Here is a 15,813-nt window from a genome sequence, read left to right as displayed (position 1 = left end):
CGCGGGTTCCGGGGGAGCGTGCGCGCCGGTCAGTCCGCAAGGGCGATCCCGGCGCGCCCGAGCAGGTCCCGCAAGGGGCCCAGTTCGGCCTCGTAGTGCCGCCAGCGACCCAGCGCACCGCGGTAGATCGGCGAGCGGACCTGGACGGCGCTTGCCGTGGCGACCGGCTGTGCGTTGCGTTCGAAGCGCAGGCAGTCCTCGTGCCAGGGCAGCCCGCAGAACTCGAGCAGCCGGCGCGAGGTCGGCTCCTGCCGGTCGACCAGCCGCTCGTAGTCCACCTGCAGGATCCGGCCGGGCAATACCCGGTCCCAGTGCGCGATCAGCCGGTCGAACAGCACGTAGTAGCGGCCGATGTCGAGCAGGTCGAAGGAGTAGTCGAAGTTTGGCGAGGCCATGGAAAACAATTGCCGGAAATTGCTCAGGCAGGTGTCCAGCGGATGGCGGCGCAGGCAGACGATGCGGGCGTTCGGCAGCGCGCGGGCGATGAAGCCGGCGTAGAGGAAGTTGTGCGGCAGCTTGTCGACGAAGCGCGGCTTGCCCGAGGTGCCCGGCCGCGTACTGGCCAGATAGGCTTCGCCGAGCTGGCACGGGTCGACGTGCCGGCCCCGTGCGACGGTTTCCGGATCCAGCAGCACCGGGGTGCGGCTTCCCGAAAGCTGCTTGAGCACCATGCCGAAGTTGGGCAGCTCGCCCGCCGAATGGACGTCCGGATGGCACGAGAGGATGCGCTCGACCAGCGTCGTGCCCGAGCGCGGCATGCCGATGACGAAGAGCGGCTCCCCGCTGGAGCAACCGGTGGATGCCACGGCGTCGGGGGCCGGGAAGGCCTGCATCAGGGCATCGAACAGGGCGGCGTCGCGTTCGATCGTGTAGGGCTTGAGCGCCCGGCCCGCCGCCTTGCCGCGGACCAGGCAGGCGAACGCCTCGGCGAACTGGCCCAGGTCTTCGTGCTCCTTGGCGAGCGCCAGGTTGATCGACATGCGGCCGATCGGGTCGGCGTCTGCGCGCGGGCGCAATGCCTCCAGCCGGGACAGGTGGTTGGCCGCGGGTGTCTGCTTGCGCAGCTGCGCCAGCGTCAGATGCGCCCGCCAGTGTCCGGGTTCCCGTGCAAGGCACGCTTCCAGCGCCTGTTCGGCTCCGTCGATGTCGCCGAGGTAGACCAGCGCGGTCGACAGGTTGAACTGGAAATGCGCCCGCCCTGGCTGCCGTTCGGCAGCCCGGCGGAAGACGGCGGCCGCTTTCGCGTAGGCGCCGGCCTGGGTGTAGACCACGCCCAGCGTGTCCAGGGTCAGCGGATCGCCCGGGGCGAGCGCGAGCGTGCGGTCGGCGGCCTCGAGGGCTTCGCGTCCCAGCCGTGCCAGCGACAACGCCCTGGCCAGCTGCGCGCCGAAGTCCGCCCGTTCCGGTGCCATGGCGACCGCCTGGCGCAAATGTGCGACGGCCTGCGGCCGCTGGCCAAGCTCCAGGCAGGCGATCCCCGCGACGTAATGCATGCCCGCCTGCGGTTGCTGCGCCAGGGCCTGCCATGCGAACTCGCGGGCCCGCACCCAGTCGCGCCGGTTGAACGCGGCGCTGGCCTGCCCGGCGGGACTGTTCGAGTCCATGGCGAAGCGGGCGCGGCGGCCGGCTAGCCGCCCGCCAGCATCGCGGCGATCTTCGCCATGTGCGACTCGGCGGTCTCGCGCACGATTTCCTTGTCCGCTTCCGGATCCTTGCCCTGCCAGTGCAGGTCCGCCTGCGGCAGTTCGTGCAGGAAGCGGCTGGGCTGGTTGTTGTGGATCTCGCCGTAGCGTTTGGTGCGGGCCGACCAGGACAGGGTGAGTAGTTCCTTGGCGCGGGTGATGCCCACGTACATCAGGCGCCGCTCCTCGTCGATGCGCCCCTCGTCGATGGCACCCTCGTGCGGCAGCGTGCCGTCCTCGCAACCGACGATGAAGACGAAGCGGAACTCAAGGCCCTTGGCCGCGTGCAGCGTCATCATGCGCACCGCGTTGCCGGGTTCGTCGCGGTCGGCGTGGCTGAGCATGGCCAGCTGCGCGGCCAGGTCACCGGCGGTGTTGCCCTTGGCCATGGCGCGGAACCAGTCGGCCAATTCCTGCAGGTTGGCCATGCGGCGATCGCGCAAGCTCGCATCGGGCGTGCTGGCGGCGATGTGCGCGGCGTAGCCGGTGCGCTTGAGGATGCGCTCGACCAGGTCGGCAGCGCTTTCGTGCAGCGAGGCGCTGCGCAGTTCGTCGAGCAGCTCGGAAAAACCGGCCAGTGCCGCTGCCGGACGCGGGGTGAGCTGGCGCAGCACCGCGTCGCTGCGAGTGGCCTCGAGCAGCGAACAGTGCTTCGACTGCGCCAGCTGGCCGAGCTTCTCCAGCGTGGTCGCGCCGACTTCGCGTTTGGGCACGTTGACCACCCGCAGGAACGCCGCGTCGTCGCTGGGGTTGGTCAGCAGGCGCAGGTAGCAGAGCAGGTCCTTCACCTCGGCACGGTCGAGGAAGGACAGCGCGCCGGTCAGGTGATAGGGAATCCGCGCCAGGCGCAGCGCCTTCTCCAGCGGGCGCGCCTGGAAGTTGCCCCGATACAGGATGGCGATGTCGTGCCAGCGCGCCTTGTGCTTCTCGGCGAGCGTGGTGGCGATGGCGGCCACTTTCTCCGCCTCGTGCTCGGCCTCCTTGCACTCGAGCACGCGGATCGGCGCGCCTTCCGGGTGCTCGCTCCAGAGCTTCTTCTCGTGCAGGTGCGGGTTGTTGGCGATCAGCTGGTTGGCCGCGCGCAGGATGCGCTTGCCGCAGCGGTAGTTCTGCTCCAGCTTGATCACGCGCAGGTTCGGCCAGTCGCGGCCGAGCTGGTCGATGTTCTCCGGGTTGGCGCCGCGCCAGGCGTAGATCGACTGGTCGTCGTCGCCCACGCAGGTGATGCCGCCGCGCTCGCCGGTGAGGCTTTTGAGCAACCGGTACTGCGCGTCGTTGGTGTCCTGGTATTCGTCCACCAGCAGGTAGCGCAGGCGCTCGCGCCAGGCGTCGCGGCATTCGGTATCGGATTCGAGAATGCGCAGTGGCAGGCGGATCAGGTCGTCGAAGTCGACCGCGTTGAAGGCGGCCAGGCGCTGCTGGTACATCTGGTAGATCGTCGCCGCTTCCAGTTCGCGAGGCGCGCGCGCGGCGGCCAACGCTTCTTCCGGCGAGAGGCCCGCGTTCTTGGCGCGGCTCAGCAGATTGCGAATGCCGAACAGCACATCCGGTTTGACGCCCTTGGGCGCCAGCTCCTTGACGATGCCTTCGCTGTCGTCGGCATCGAGCACCGAAAAGCCGCGACGCAGGCCCGCGCGCGCGTGTTCGATCTGCAGGAACTTCAGGCCCAGCGCGTGGAAGGTGCACACGGTCAGCGCCGCGGCATCCTCGCTGCTGACCAGCTTGCCCACGCGCTCGCGCATCTCGCGCGCGGCCTTGTTGGTGAACGTGATCGCCGCGATCCGGTTGGCCGAGAGCTTCCGCCGCTGGACCAGGTGGGCGATCTTCTGGGTAATCACGGAGGTCTTGCCGGAGCCGGCGCCGGCGAGCACGAGCAGCGGGCTGTCGCAGTGTTCGACGGCGGCCAGTTGTTGTGGATTGAGCATGGAGCGGGCGGCGGTGCGGGCGGAGGCCGATGGTAGCAGAGCCCCTCTGGCGCGCCGGGGCGCATCGGCCATAATCAGGCGGCTATCGCAAAGTCGCCCGGGGGAGCGCGGATGGAGCAGCACAAGCCAATCGAGTCGTGCGACGTGGCAATCATCGGCGGCGGGCCGGCGGGCAGCACCGCCGCGGCGCTGCTGGCGCGGCGCGGGTACAAGGTCATCGCGCTGGAGAAGGAGCGCCACCCGCGCTTCCACATCGGCGAGTCGCTGCTGCCGATGAACCTGCCGATCCTCGAGCGCCTGGGTGTGCTGGACAAGGTGCACGCCATGGGCGTGTTCAAGGCCGGCGCGGACTTCGAAACGGACAACGAACGCGGCTACAACGTCTTCTCCTTCGGCCGCGCGTTGTGCAAGAGCCCGCCGCACAGCTACCAAGTGTGGCGGCAGGACTTCGACAAGATGCTCTACGACCACGCGCGCGAGTGCGGCGCCGATGCGCGCGAAGGTCAGCAGGTGGTCGCGGTCGAGCAGATCGGGCCGCGGCAGGCGCGCCTGGAAGTGAAGACCGACGAGGGCGGGCGCTACACCATCGAGGCGCGCTACCTGCTCGATGCCAGCGGTCGCGACGCCTTCCTGTCGACGAAGAAGAAGCTCAAGCGCAAGAACCGCCAGCACCAGAGTGCCGCGCTGTTCACCCGCTTCAGCAACGCGGCGCGGCGCCCCGGCGAGGACGCCGGGAACGTCAGCATCTATCGCTTCGAGCACGGCTGGATGTGGATGATCCCGCTACCCGACGGCAGCATGAGCGTGGGCGCCGTGTGCTGGCCGGAGTACCTGAAGCGCCGCCGCGGCGACGCGCGCGAGTTCCTGCTCGACACGCTCAGGCAGAACGCCCAGCTCTGGCAGCGGCTGGAGGGCGCCGAGCCGATCGACGAGGTGCGCGCCGCCGGGAACTATTCCTACGATTCGAAGGCGATGAGCGGCCCGGGCTGGATGCTGGTCGGTGATGCCTTCGCCTTCCTCGATCCGGTGTTTTCCTCCGGTGTGTTCCTGGCGATGGACGCGGCCGAACGTGCCGTCGAGGTGGTCGACGGGGCGCTGCGTGAGCCGAAGCGCGAAGCGGCACTGCAGCGCGCGCTGGAAAAGCGCCTGCGCAAGGGCATGGCGCGCTTCGCCTTCTTCATCTACCGCTTCAACGAACCGGTGATGCGGCGCATGTTCGCCTCGCCGCGCAACACCTGGCAGCTGGAGCAGGGCGTGATCTCGATGCTGGCCGGCGACCTGTTCGATCCGCTGCCGGTGCTGCTCAGGCTGCGCGTATTCAAGCTCGTCTACGGCGTATCCGTGCTGGCCAACCTGCGCCAGTGGTGGGCTGGACATCGCCACCGCCTGGCCCAGGCGCGCGCCGAATAGTCGCCTACAATGGCGCGTTTCCGCTGACCGGTCCGGCGTCGCCGACATCATGGCCAAGTTCTATTTCTATTACTCGGCAATGAATGCCGGCAAGACCACCACGCTCTTGCAGAGCGCGTACAACTATCACGAGCGCGGCATGCGCACGCTGATCCTCACGCCCGCGCTGGACAACCGCTACGGCGAAGGCGTGGTCGCTTCGCGTATCGGGCTGAAGGCCAACGCGCGACGCTTCAGCGCCGGCGAGGACCTGTTCGCGCTGGTCGAAAAGGACATCGACGAACGGGGCGCGCTGCACTGCGTGTTCGTCGACGAAGCGCAGTTCCTCTCCAAGGCGCAGGTGTGGCAGCTGTCGGACGTGGTCGACCGGCTGAACATCCCGGTGCTGGCCTACGGCCTGCGCACCGATTTCCGCGGCGAGCTGTTCGAGGGCAGCCGCTACCTGCTGGCCTGGGCCGACAACCTGGACGAGATCAAGACGATCTGCCACACCGGCCGCAAAGCCACCATGGTGGTGCGCGTGGACGAACAGGGCCACGCGGTGACCGAAGGCCCGCAGGTTGAGATCGGTGGCAACGATCGCTATGTCTCGGTCAGTCGCGCCGAGTTCAAGCACATCACCGAGGGTCGCGGCCGCATCGAACTGCAGCAGAGCGTGCTGCCGCTGGACGAAAGGCCCTGACTTCGCCGGGCCAGCGTTCTCTTCCCCAAGGACACCCATGACCGCACCCCCGGAAGCCTGGCCACGCCCGTACTGGCAGCCCAGCGACGAGACCATCGTGCTGCACTTCTACGTCTTCGGCCGTTTCGCCGCGGACCTGGCGATCCCGGCCGCGCGGTACGCGAGCCAGGGCCTGCCCGATGGCGTGGCACTGCAGCGCTTCGGCCACAACGCGCTGCGCGGCTGGGAGGGCTATCCGCTGAAGGGCGCGCTGGGGGAGCTATTGAAGGACGACGCGCCGGCCGCCTTCGAGCAGGCTCGCGCCGCGCCGGACGTGCTGGTAGTGCGAGGCGAGCTTTCCGACCGCGACAGCCTGGACTACCTGCGCGACACGCTGGGCGTGCTCGCCGGCCTGCTGGACGTGGGCGGCAGCGCGATCCTCGATCCACAGATCCTGACCCTGTTCGACGCCGGGGCATGGCGCCGGCACTACCTGGTCACGGGCGGCGCACCGCCGCGCAACCACGTGCTGATCCTGCGCAAGGCCGACGAGGAGCACGGCCGCTCGGTCATCCACACCCGAGGGCTGCGCAAGTTCGGCCGTCCTGACCTGTGCCTGCGCGGCGTGCCCGATGCGCACGCCGGCCAGGCAGGCGTGCTGTGCGAGCGGCTGGTTGAATTGCAGGCACTCGGCGCGCGCTTCGACGAAGGCCAGCCGATGGAGGTCGAAGGCCTGCCCGGCGAGCTGGTGGCCCATCCGGGCGGCAGCCTGGACGACCCGCGTTTCAACAACACCCACGTCGCGTTCGACTGGCCCGTGTGAGCGGGTTTGTGCTCGTGACCGCCAGTCGCCGATGGTCCGACGCGCTGGGTGAGTGACCGGCGACGCGCTGGCCGCCGGTCACCTGAGCCAGTTACTGCCCGCTCTGGTACAGCGTCATGTAGCGCCCGGCCGCCACCGCGTAGGCCGCGCGCGTGACGACCTTGTTCGGGTCGAAGTACGCGTGCATCGTCGGCTGGAGGTCGTACGGACCCTGGGTCACCTTGAAGCGCGCGTTGATGACGCCCCGGTCCAGTGCCAGCTGCACGTAGCCGCGCAGGTTGGCCGGTATCGTGCCGGCGTCGTCGACAGGAATGCGCTGGCCTTCGTAGAACGCGGTCAGCGGCCCGGTGAACGCGCGCGCCTCGTCCTGCAGTGCCAGGCTCTGCACGAGCGAATAGGCGAGGCTCAGCCGCGTCACGCTGTCGGTCGGATGGAACTGCCCGCCCCACAGGTTCATCACGCCGTCCTGGCGCTGCCCGGTGTCGCGCAATGCGCCGCCGGGGGCGATCGCCGATTCGGCGAACGGATAGGCGCTGGCGCCGGTGTCCAGGTCGGTGAAGCTCGGCTGGCCGTCGAACGGCAGGTACTGGCGCACGCTCGCGCCCATCACCAGATACCGGGCCAGGTCACGGCGCTTGAGCGGATCGTCGGGATGGTAGAGGCCATCGGCCAGGCCATCGACCAGGCGGTGGGCGACGGCAAACTCGATCGCCTCGCGCGCCGGATGGGCGGCAATGTCGCCCAGGCCGGTGTAACCGCCGCTGTTGAGGAAGCTCACCTCGCCAGTGACCGTGCCGGGCGCACCGTATCCGTTCGTCACCTTCAGCGGATCGAGGCCGGTTCCGGACACCGAGCCGATGCCGCGCACGGTCACCCTCCACACGCCCGGCTTGCCCGGCGCGCCGGTGGTGACGGTGTCGCCGAGCACCGGCAAGGCGATCGCCGAGCCGTACTCCTCGCCGTCGGGGTCGATCAGCACCAGCGCCAGGGTATTGGTGCCGATGGTGGCGCGGGCGCTGACGAAGGCGACTTCCGGCCCCACCGTGAAACTTTGCTCGCCGACCGGGCCCACCGGCGCGAAATCGACCGAGAACGGAATCGGCGGGGCGCCCGGCACGACCAGAGCGTTGCTGTTGAAGCTGTGCAGCGCGTTCACGGTGCCGCCGAAGCCAGCGCGTATGCCGGCCGCCTCGGCCACCGCCGTGTAGGCATTGACGTGGCCCGCGCCGGCCTCCCAGCCCAGCCGCCCGGTCATGTTGGTGGCGGTCCGTTCCAGGATGTCGCGCACCTGTGCCGGCGTGAGGCCCGGGTTGGCTTCCAACATCAGCGCCACGATGCCGGCCACATGCGGCGTGGCCATCGAGGTGCCGCTCATGATCGTGTAGAAGGGCAGGTAGGCCGCGGGAATGACCTCGGCATCCTGTTGCGCGGCCAGCGCCGGCAGCGTGCCGGTACTGTCGCGGGTGGAGATGATGTCCACGCCCGGCGCGACGATGGTCGGCTCGTTGACGTAGGTCCACTGCCGGCCGTCGGGCATGGCGAACGTGCCGCTCTCGCCGCGCTTGCCGCGCGAGGAAAAGTCGGTCAGCACGCCATTCTTCTCGCTGGCGCCCACCGAGATCACCCACGGCGCCTGCGCGTAGGGGTTGTGGGTATCCTCGCCAGGGCCATCGTTGCCGGCGGCGAACACGCTGACGATGCCGCGCTTGTACAACTCGTAGGAGGCGACATTCACCGGATCGGCCGGATCGAACTTGCCGGAACTGCCCCACGAGTTGCTGACCACGCGGATCGGGTTGCGGAAGCTGAACTGGTGGGTGGCCGCGTAGTCCAGGCCGCCGACCGCATCGAGGACCAGCAGCACGGCGCCCGAGCCATAGCCGACCAGGTCGGCGCCGGGCGCCACGCCCTCGTACAGGCCGTTGGAGCGCGCGCCGTTGCCGCCCACGATGCCGGCGCAATGCGTGCCGTGGCCCGAGCCCCAGTCGCTGTTCGGCACGCCCTCGAGGTAAGTGATCGGCAGCATCGTGTCGAGCGCGGCCAGGTTGGTCACGGCCTGCGTGTTCTGCACCACGTGGGTGCCGTACTGCAGGTCCATGTGCGTCGCGTCGATGCCCGAATCGTTGATCTCCACCGTCACGCCCTTGCCGCTGAACGGAATGGCGCGGTGGTAATCGGCGGGATTGGCCACCGTGCGCGCGGCACCGGAAAGTCCGTTCGCCTCCGCGTCCAGGTAGGTCAGGCGGCGGTTGGCCCAGATCGAAAGCACATCGTCGCGCTGGGCCAGTGCGCGGATCTCCGCCGGCGTCGCCAGTGCACCGGCGATCGGCAGCGTGTGCATGGTCAGGCCGCGGGTGATGCCGAGCGACTCGAGCACGGCCAGCTGATCGGCCGTGACCGGGCCCGATTGCTTGTAGGTGACCACCACCTGCAGCGGATCGGTGCTGGCCGCGCTCCCCATCTGGGCCAGCAGTTGCGGGTCGAGCTGGGCGTCCGCGAGCGCGACGCCGCTGGCGAGGAGGCCCGCGGCGATGGCGCAGAGGCGGAAGGCGGTGTGTCTGATCGACGGCATGAACTTCGATGGCATGCGTAAGCTCCCCGAGACGCCCGCGGAATGGGGCGATCCAGGCCAGCATTTGCAGCCGTGCGTGAACACCCGGTCGTCTGCTTCCACACCTGGGCGTATGGTCGCCTGTGTTGCGGGAGGCTCGGCAGGCCGCACCAGGCAAGCGTTTGCCGGTGGCAAGACGCATGCGAGGATGGCTTTCCCGCAGCTGAACCTTGACGCCCCGCATGCCTGCCTCTTCGCCTGAAGACGACTTCATCGAGCTCTATCCGGAGGCCTTGCCGGCGGCCACCTGCGCGGCGCTGGTCGAGCGCCTGGCCACGAGCGAGGGACTGCGACCGGGCCGCGTCGGCGCGGGCGTGTTGCCCGAGCTGAAGGACAGCCAGGACCTTGGGATCAGCGGCCTGCCCGCGTGGCGGGAGGCCGAGGCGGCGCTCAACCAGGCGGTGTTCACCGGGTTGTTGAAGTATCTGCGCCGCTACCCGCACGCGCTGGTGGCACCGCTGATGCTGCAGGTACCCGGCGAGGGCGGGACATCCGAGCGGCTCACGCCCGAACGGCTGCGGGCGATGGACGACGCGATGCTGGCGCCACTGGTCGAGACGGTGTTCCGCCCCGGCGCGATCAACCTGCAGCGCTACGCCGCCGATCGGGGCGGCTACCCCTACTGGCATTGCGAGCTCTACCCGCGCGACGCGCACGCCGAGACGCTGCACCGCCACCTGCTGTGGACGCTCTACCTCAACGAAGGTTTCGTCGATGGCGAGACCGAATTCCTCTACCAGAAGCGCAAGATCGTTCCGCGCACCGGTGCGCTGCTGCTGGCGCCGGCCGCGTTCACGCACACCCATCGCGGCAATCGCCCGCGTGGGGGCGAGAAGGTGATCGCCACCAGCTGGGTGCTTTTCCAGCGTGCCGAGCAGCTGTACGGGGGGCGATGAACCCCGGCGCTCAGCGCTGGCAGCGCGGGCACCAGAAGGTCGAGCGCTGTCCGAGCACCGCCTGGCGGATCGGCGTGCCGCATGCCTTGCACGGTTCGCCAGCGCGACCGTAGACGTTGAGCTCGCGGAAGAAATAGCCGGGCGCGCCGTCCGGGTTGAGGAAGTCACGCAGCGTGGTGCCGCCGCGCTCGATCGCCCAGCCGAGGATGCGCTTGACCTCCGCGGCGAGCCGCGCGTAACGCTCGCGCGAGACCTTGCCGGCCGCGCGGCGCGGGTCGATGCCGGCCGCGAACAGTGCCTCGCTCGCGTAGATGTTGCCCACGCCCACGACCACCGCGTTGTCCATCAGGAACAGCTTGACCACCGCGGTGCGCCCGCGCGAGAGGTGCCAGAGCACGTCGCCGTCGAAGGCGTCGGTAAGCGGCTCGGGGCCGAGCGCGGCGAGCAGCTCGTGGGTTTCGCCGGGTGGCTGCCATAGCAGGCAGCCGAAGCGGCGCGGATCGTTGAAGCGCAACACGCGCGCGGCGCGGCCCGCTTCGGCCGCGAGCACGATGTCGACGTGGTCGTGCGTACCCAGCGGCGCATCCGGCGGCAGCACGCGCAACACGCCGCTCATGCCCAGGTGCATCAGCGCGCTGCCGGCCTGCGTGTGCAGCAGCAGGTACTTGGCGCGCCGTTCGACCGCGTCGATCCGCTGTCCCGGCAGCAGCTCGCTCACCTCGCGCGGGATCGGCCAGCGCAGGTCCGGGCGGCGCAGCACGACGTCGGTGACGCGGCGGCCCTCGACATGCGGGGCGATGCCGCGGCGGGTGGTTTCGACTTCGGGAAGTTCAGGCATGGCGAGGGCATTGTAGGAGCCCGCCGGCAGGCTCCTGCATGAAGCGGGCGGTCATTCCCAGTCGACGTGGAAGCTGCCGGGGCGGTCGACGCGCTCGAACGTGTGCGCGCCGAAATAGTCCCGCTGCGCCTGCAGCAGGTTCGCCGGCAACTGCTCGCTGCGGTAGCCGTCGAACCACGCGATCGCCGACGCCAGGCACGGGACCGCCACGCCCTGGCGCACCGCGGTGCCGACCACTTCGCGCAGGGCCTCCTGGTACTCGCGTGCCACGTCCGCGAAATAGGGATCGAGCATCAGGTTGGAAAGCGCAGGATCGCGCGCGTAGGCCTCCATGATCCGCTCGAGGAAGCCGGCGCGGATGATGCAGCCGGCGCGGAAAATGCTCGCGATGGTGGCGTAGTCCAGATCCCAGTCGTGCGCCGCGGATGCGGCCCGCAGTTGCGCGAAGCCTTGCGCGTAGGAAACCAGCTTGCCCAGGTACAGCGCGCGACGCACCGACTCGACGAACGCCGTGCGGTCGCCGGCGAAGCTGGCGGCGGGCCCGTGCAGCACGCGGCTGGCCGCCATGCGCTCGTCCTTCTGCGCCGACAGGCCGCGGGCGAACACCGCCTCGGTGATCAACGGCAACGGCACGCGCATTTCCAGCGCGTCCTGGCAGGTCCATTGGCCGGTGCCCTTCTGCGCGGCGCGGTCGAGGATCATGTCGACCAGGTCGTTGCCGGTGTCCGGATCCTTGCGGGTGAAGATGTGCGAGGTGATGCCGATCAGGTAGCTGTCGAGTTCGCCGCGGTTCCAGTCCGCGTAGATCCGCGCCAGTTCGGCGTTGGACAGACCCAGCACCTGGCGCAGCATCGCGTAGCTCTCGGCGATCAGCTGCATGTCGCCATACTCGATGCCGTTATGGACCATCTTCACGTAGTGCCCCGCGCCGTTGGGGCCCATCCACGCCACGCAGGGCGTGCCGTCGGGCGCGCGTGCGGCGATCTCGGTGAGGATCGGTTCGACTTTCGCGTAGGCCTCGCGCGGGCCGCCGGGCATGATCGAGGGTCCGTGCAGCGCACCTTCCTCGCCGCCGGAGATGCCACAGCCGATGAAGTTCAAGCCGGCCGCCTGCATCGCCTGCTCGCGGCGGATGGTGTCGCGGTAGTAGCTGTTACCGCCGTCGATCACGATGTCGCCGGCCTCCAGCAGCGGCTTGAGCGCCTCCAGCATGGCGTCGACCGGCGGACCGGCCTTGATCATCAGCAGGATGCGGCGCGGGCGTTCCAGCGACGCGACAAAACCAGGCAATTCGTGGAACGCCACCAGGCGGCGATCGGGATGGGCGGCCATGACCTGGTCGGTGAAGGCGCCATCATGGTCGTAGACGGAAACCGCATGGCCGCGGCTTTCGATGTTCAGCGCCAGGCTGCGTCCCATCACGCCCATGCCGAACACACCCATCACCTGCAGGCTCATCGCGCGCTCCTTTGGACTTGATCCGTCCAATATGGGCTCACCCGCGCGCGCCACAAGCACCGCATAGGCGTTGGGTGGGCTTCGTCCGCCAGGCATCCTCGCCCAGGCGGTGCTGTGGTGAAGCCCGCCCTGCGAAGGCGTCAGTGGATACGCTCGGCGTCCTGCGTGGCCGGGCGCGGCGTGTAACGCAATGGCACCAGCGCGATCCGGTGGCCTGCGCGCACGTAACGCAGCGGCCCGGTCACGGCGGTGGTGCCGAAATCCAGTACGTGGCCATCCAGCGCGAGCCGCGCGACCGGCGGTGCCAACCCGATTTTCGCGGCGTCGAAATCCGCGTCGGGCCGCCAGGCCACTACCGGCGCCTGCGCGATTTCGGTGAGCTCCTGCAGGCGGCCATCGTCGGCGCGTTGGCCGTCGGCTTGCCACCAGTGGCCATCGCGGCGGCGGTAGCTCTCCGGCGGCTGGCCGGACAGGGCCAGCGTCACCGAGGTGATCGCGGCCGGTTCCAGCTCCAGCAGCGTGCCGGGCGCCTCGCGCTGGTCGTGCAGGTATTGCATCGAAGCCAGCGCCACCAATACGAGCGCGATGCCCAGCATGATCCAGCGCTGTCGTGCCTTGCGTCGCATCAGCGCCGGCGCCGACGCCAGGTCAGTACGCCGCCGACGAGCAGCAGCAACACCGGCAACCCGATGAGGAAACCCAGGCTCAGCGCGTTGAGTTCGGCCTGCGTGATCTCCAGCACGCGATCGGGCGCGCCGCGCGGCGGCAGGCTCACCAGTGCGTCGTCGCCGAGCAGCCAGTCGAACACGCGCTCGCCCAGCGCGCGGTTGCCGCCGTTGCCCAGGAAGGTGTTGGAAAGGAAATCGCCATCGCCGACCACTACCACGCGCTGCTGGCTCTTGTCGGGACTGGGCGACAGCCGCGAGAGCGCCAGGCCGAAGGCCAGCGGCCCCTTCAACTCGCCGGCCGCGGCGTCGAAGCGGATGGTCGAGCTGCCGTCGTTCCCGATCGGCTGGAACTCGGTCCAGCTCTGCGGACCCGATTCGAGGAAGTCCTGCACCGCCCAGTCGTTGCGGTTGACCTGGGCCAGCGCGGCAACCTGCGGAAACAGCGTGGTCAGCAGGAAGCCGCGGGTGATCGCGTGCGGCGGATAGGCGCCCAGCGCGATCAGGCGCGGATCCTTCAGGCCAAGCGCCGCGCCGCCGCCGTCGACCAGCACGCCGGGCAGCACGCGCAGGCCCAGCGCGTCGGCAAGCGGCGCAAGGTTCAGGTCGCTGTTGGCCGGCTCGGTGAGCCACAGCAGGTTGCCGCCGTTGGCAAGGTAATCGACCAGCGCGCGCACGGCGCCGGCTTCCAGCGGCAGCGAAGGGCTGGCCAGCACGACCAGGTCGGTGTGCTGGGGCACCGCGGTGACCTGGGCGAAGTTGAGCGGCACCGCGCGCATGCCGCGGCTCTCCAGCTGCGCCATGAAAGTGCCGAGGTCGGCGTTGGCCTGGCCATCGGCGCGGCGCTCGCCATCGCCGGTGACGAAGGCGACGATGCGTTCGCCGCCGCGCGCCAGGCGCTCCAGCGCATTGGTGAGGCTGCGCTCGGACAGCTCGTCCAGCCGCTGCTCGCGATTGCCGTAGTGCACGATGATCGCGCCGTCGACAGTGATGCCGAGCTCGCGCATCTTCGCCGGATCCTGCTGCGGATCGACGAAGCGCAGCGTGAGGTCGGGCTTGACCCGGCGATATCGTTCGAGGAAGCCGGCGATGGTCGGGCGCAGGTCTCCCTGCGGGTTGGCATAGCTGACGATCTCGACCGGGCCATGGAGCTGGCCCAGCACGGCGCGGCTCTCCGGCGACAGGCTGGCGCGTCCGCCCGCGGTCCAGTCGGCGACAAAGACATGCCGGGTCGTGAGGTAACCGACGGCGCCCGCGCCGACGACCAGGGCCAGCGCGAACAGCCAGCCGTCCAGACGTCCGAATAGCGTGCGCATCAGCCGCGCTCCCGTTCCGTCGCGACGCGACGGATGGCCAGCGCCAGGCAGACGGTCGCCAGCAGTGCGAACCACGCCACGTCGACGCTGGTCACCAGCCCGCGCAGCAGCGGCTGCAGGTGCGAGCTCATTGCCAGCCAGTTGATCGTGCCGTCATCCACGCCGGCCAACTGCGCACCCATGTTCACCGCCCACAGCCCCAACGTGAGCACCAGCGCGGCGGCCGCGGCGATGGCCGGGTGCGAGGCGAACGCCGAACAGGCCAGCCCCAGCGCGGCCAGCGAGGCCAGCAGCAGCGCCATGCCCAGCGCCGCGGCAGCGAGCTTGCCCCAGTCGATCGCGGTCGCGTGGGCCAGCGCCGCGGGCATAGCCAGCACCAGCGCCAGCCAGGCCAGCAACCACACCAGTAGCGCGGCGTACTTGCCGAGTACGATGCGCGACGGGGCAAGGCCCATGCCCAGCAGCAGCGACAGGCGTCCCTCGCGACGTTCGCCGGCCAGTGCCGACATCGACAGCAGCGGCACGACCAGGAAAGCGAGCTCGGCCAGCTTGGCCAGCAAGGGCACGGCCACCAGGTCGGTGTAGCCGGGGCCATCGGGCAGGGCAGCGAGTCGGATCTGCGCGGCGAGGAAGCTGCCCAGCAGCAGCGTGAAGTTCCACGCTAGCCAGGCGAGTGTCAGTGCGCCAAGCACCCAGGCAAGCGGGCGCACGAACAGCCGGCGCAACTCCAGTCGCGTCATCGCCAGCGCGCTCATGCGGCCGCCTTCGCGGTGGCGATGGCGAAGAAGCGTTGTTCCAGCGCGGCGTGATCGTGCGCGTCCAGGGCACCTTCGTAACGCAGCGTGCCATCGTGCAGGATCGCCACGCGATCGCACACCGCGGTGACTTCGGCCAGCACGTGGGTGGAGAGGATCACCGCCGTGCCCGCCGCGGCCTGCTCGCGGATCAGCGCGCGCAGCGCGGCGACCTGCACCGGATCGAGCGCATTGCCGGGCTCGTCCAGCACCAGCAGCGCCGGCTGGTGCAGCAACGCGCAGGCGAGCCCCAGTCGCTGGCGCTGGCCCTGCGACAGCACGCCCGCGAGCCGGTGTTCCAGCGGGGCCAGTTCGAGCCGTTGGATCATGCGCACGCGCGCCTGCCTGAGTGCCGCGCCCGTGAGTCCGCGCAGGCGACCGTGCGCGTCCAGATGTTCCCCCACCGTCAGTTCCTGCCACAGCGGGGCACGTTCGGGCAGCCAGCCCACCAGGCGGCGGGCGGATGCCGGGTGCTCGGCCAGGTCCGCGCCGTCGAGCAGGATGCGACCACCGTCCGGCGCCAGCGCGCCGGCGATCATCGACAGCGTGGTCGATTTGCCGGCGCCGTTGACGCCCAGCAGGCCCAGCACCTGGCCGCGATCGAGCGTGAGGTCGAGGTCCCGCACCGCGGCCCGCCCGGCGCGGCGGCGGCTGGCTTTCTCAAGCATTAACAGCGGTTGTGGCAGAGTCATTGCATGATTGTCACGGCGCCCCCACGTTTGCACAACCTGCGG

13 protein-coding genes are annotated in these 15,813 nt (G+C 69.6%); 4 read left to right on the top strand and 9 right to left on the bottom strand.

Features of this window, described 5'->3' with window-relative positions:
• Positions 1-29: 29 nt before the first annotated feature.
• Positions 30-1,604, bottom strand: a complete 1,575-nt coding sequence (locus ACFWZ1_RS16225) for a sulfotransferase (RefSeq protein WP_439667197.1) — start codon at positions 1,602-1,604, stop codon at positions 30-32.
• Between the two features lie 23 nt (positions 1,605-1,627).
• Positions 1,628-3,607 (bottom strand): UvrD-helicase domain-containing protein, encoded by a 1,980-nt coding sequence (locus tag ACFWZ1_RS16220; protein ID WP_439667196.1) that lies wholly within the window; start codon positions 3,605-3,607, stop codon positions 1,628-1,630.
• A 111-nt stretch (positions 3,608-3,718) separates the two neighbouring features.
• Here ACFWZ1_RS16220 and ACFWZ1_RS16215 point away from each other — a divergent pair, with 111 nt between their 5' ends.
• From ACFWZ1_RS16215 to ACFWZ1_RS16205, 3 genes are read left to right on the top strand one after another with little or no spacing between them, the layout of a single operon-like run.
• Positions 3,719-5,017 (top strand): NAD(P)/FAD-dependent oxidoreductase, encoded by a 1,299-nt coding sequence (locus tag ACFWZ1_RS16215; protein WP_439667195.1) that lies wholly within the window; start codon positions 3,719-3,721, stop codon positions 5,015-5,017.
• Positions 5,018-5,066: 49 nt separating this feature from the next.
• Positions 5,067-5,699 carry a thymidine kinase gene (locus ACFWZ1_RS16210; protein ID WP_439667194.1) on the top strand — a complete coding sequence of 211 codons (633 nt, stop codon included), beginning with the start codon at positions 5,067-5,069 and terminating at the stop codon, positions 5,697-5,699.
• A 37-nt stretch (positions 5,700-5,736) separates the two neighbouring features.
• Positions 5,737-6,501 carry a hypothetical protein gene (locus ACFWZ1_RS16205; protein WP_439667193.1) on the top strand — a complete coding sequence of 255 codons (765 nt, stop codon included), beginning with the start codon at positions 5,737-5,739 and terminating at the stop codon, positions 6,499-6,501.
• Between the two features lie 91 nt (positions 6,502-6,592).
• On the opposite strand, the gene ACFWZ1_RS16200 is transcribed toward ACFWZ1_RS16205, so the two are convergent.
• A complete protein-coding gene (locus ACFWZ1_RS16200) occupies positions 6,593-9,088 on the bottom strand; it encodes a S8 family serine peptidase (protein ID WP_439667192.1) in 2,496 nt (831 codons plus the stop codon).
• A gap of 206 nt (positions 9,089-9,294) precedes the next feature.
• Here ACFWZ1_RS16200 and ACFWZ1_RS16195 point away from each other — a divergent pair, with 206 nt between their 5' ends.
• On the top strand, positions 9,295-10,008 hold the full coding sequence (locus tag ACFWZ1_RS16195) for a 2OG-Fe(II) oxygenase (protein ID WP_439667191.1): 714 nt from the start codon (positions 9,295-9,297) through the stop codon (positions 10,006-10,008).
• A 10-nt stretch (positions 10,009-10,018) separates the two neighbouring features.
• Here the strand turns inward: ACFWZ1_RS16195 and mutM are convergent, their stop codons facing one another.
• From mutM to ACFWZ1_RS16165, 6 genes are all read right to left on the bottom strand, one after another.
• On the bottom strand, positions 10,019-10,846 hold the full coding sequence (mutM, locus tag ACFWZ1_RS16190) for a bifunctional DNA-formamidopyrimidine glycosylase/DNA-(apurinic or apyrimidinic site) lyase (protein ID WP_439667190.1): 828 nt from the start codon (positions 10,844-10,846) through the stop codon (positions 10,019-10,021).
• 51 nt (positions 10,847-10,897) lie between these two features.
• The gene (gndA, locus tag ACFWZ1_RS16185) at positions 10,898-12,304 is read right to left on the bottom strand and encodes an NADP-dependent phosphogluconate dehydrogenase (protein WP_439667189.1); all 1,407 of its coding nucleotides are present in this window, start codon (positions 12,302-12,304) and stop codon (positions 10,898-10,900) included.
• Positions 12,305-12,444: 140 nt separating this feature from the next.
• Positions 12,445-12,930 (bottom strand): hypothetical protein, encoded by a 486-nt coding sequence (locus ACFWZ1_RS16180; protein WP_231322016.1) that lies wholly within the window; start codon positions 12,928-12,930, stop codon positions 12,445-12,447.
• Positions 12,930-14,285: a GldG family protein gene (locus ACFWZ1_RS16175; RefSeq protein WP_439667188.1), complete on the bottom strand. Its 1,356-nt coding sequence runs from the start codon at positions 14,283-14,285 to the stop codon at positions 12,930-12,932. Before ACFWZ1_RS16175 ends, ACFWZ1_RS16180 begins: the two co-directional genes overlap by 1 nt.
• Positions 14,285-15,040, bottom strand: a complete 756-nt coding sequence (locus ACFWZ1_RS16170) for an ABC transporter permease (RefSeq protein WP_439667187.1) — start codon at positions 15,038-15,040, stop codon at positions 14,285-14,287. The genes ACFWZ1_RS16175 and ACFWZ1_RS16170 overlap by 1 nt, the downstream gene beginning before the upstream one ends.
• The gene (locus ACFWZ1_RS16165; RefSeq protein ID WP_439667186.1) at positions 15,037-15,747 is read right to left on the bottom strand and encodes an ABC transporter ATP-binding protein; all 711 of its coding nucleotides are present in this window, start codon (positions 15,745-15,747) and stop codon (positions 15,037-15,039) included. Before ACFWZ1_RS16165 ends, ACFWZ1_RS16170 begins: the two co-directional genes overlap by 4 nt.
• Positions 15,748-15,813: the final 66 nt, after the last annotated feature.

The sequence above is a fragment of the Frateuria sp. GZRe14 genome (assembly GCF_051900395.1).
GTDB classification, from domain to species: domain Bacteria; phylum Pseudomonadota; class Gammaproteobacteria; order Xanthomonadales; family Rhodanobacteraceae; genus Frateuria_A; species Frateuria_A edaphi.
The sequence above is the reverse complement of the archived record's forward strand: the minus strand, read 5'-3'. Positions and strand labels throughout refer to the sequence as shown.

What these genes read in the sequence shown, in the direction of transcription:
- ACFWZ1_RS16175 (WP_439667188.1), bottom strand. Translation starts at nt 14,285, where the DNA reads ATGCGCACGCTATTCGGACGTCTGGACGGCTGGCTGTTCGCGCTGGCC.
- ACFWZ1_RS16180 (WP_231322016.1), bottom strand. Translation starts at nt 12,930, where the DNA reads ATGCGACGCAAGGCACGACAGCGCTGGATCATGCTGGGCATCGCGCTC.
- ACFWZ1_RS16205 (WP_439667193.1), top strand. Translation starts at nt 5,737, where the DNA reads ATGACCGCACCCCCGGAAGCCTGGCCACGCCCGTACTGGCAGCCCAGC.
- ACFWZ1_RS16165 (WP_439667186.1), bottom strand. Translation starts at nt 15,747, where the DNA reads ATGCTTGAGAAAGCCAGCCGCCGCCGCGCCGGGCGGGCCGCGGTGCGG.
- ACFWZ1_RS16220 (WP_439667196.1), bottom strand. Translation starts at nt 3,607, where the DNA reads ATGCTCAATCCACAACAACTGGCCGCCGTCGAACACTGCGACAGCCCG.
- ACFWZ1_RS16225 (WP_439667197.1), bottom strand. Translation starts at nt 1,604, where the DNA reads ATGGACTCGAACAGTCCCGCCGGGCAGGCCAGCGCCGCGTTCAACCGG.
- ACFWZ1_RS16210 (WP_439667194.1), top strand. Translation starts at nt 5,067, where the DNA reads ATGGCCAAGTTCTATTTCTATTACTCGGCAATGAATGCCGGCAAGACC.
- ACFWZ1_RS16215 (WP_439667195.1), top strand. Translation starts at nt 3,719, where the DNA reads ATGGAGCAGCACAAGCCAATCGAGTCGTGCGACGTGGCAATCATCGGC.
- ACFWZ1_RS16200 (WP_439667192.1), bottom strand. Translation starts at nt 9,088, where the DNA reads ATGCCATCGAAGTTCATGCCGTCGATCAGACACACCGCCTTCCGCCTC.
- ACFWZ1_RS16170 (WP_439667187.1), bottom strand. Translation starts at nt 15,040, where the DNA reads ATGAGCGCGCTGGCGATGACGCGACTGGAGTTGCGCCGGCTGTTCGTG.
- ACFWZ1_RS16195 (WP_439667191.1), top strand. Translation starts at nt 9,295, where the DNA reads ATGCCTGCCTCTTCGCCTGAAGACGACTTCATCGAGCTCTATCCGGAG.
- mutM (WP_439667190.1), bottom strand. Translation starts at nt 10,846, where the DNA reads ATGCCTGAACTTCCCGAAGTCGAAACCACCCGCCGCGGCATCGCCCCG.
- gndA (WP_439667189.1), bottom strand. Translation starts at nt 12,304, where the DNA reads ATGAGCCTGCAGGTGATGGGTGTGTTCGGCATGGGCGTGATGGGACGC.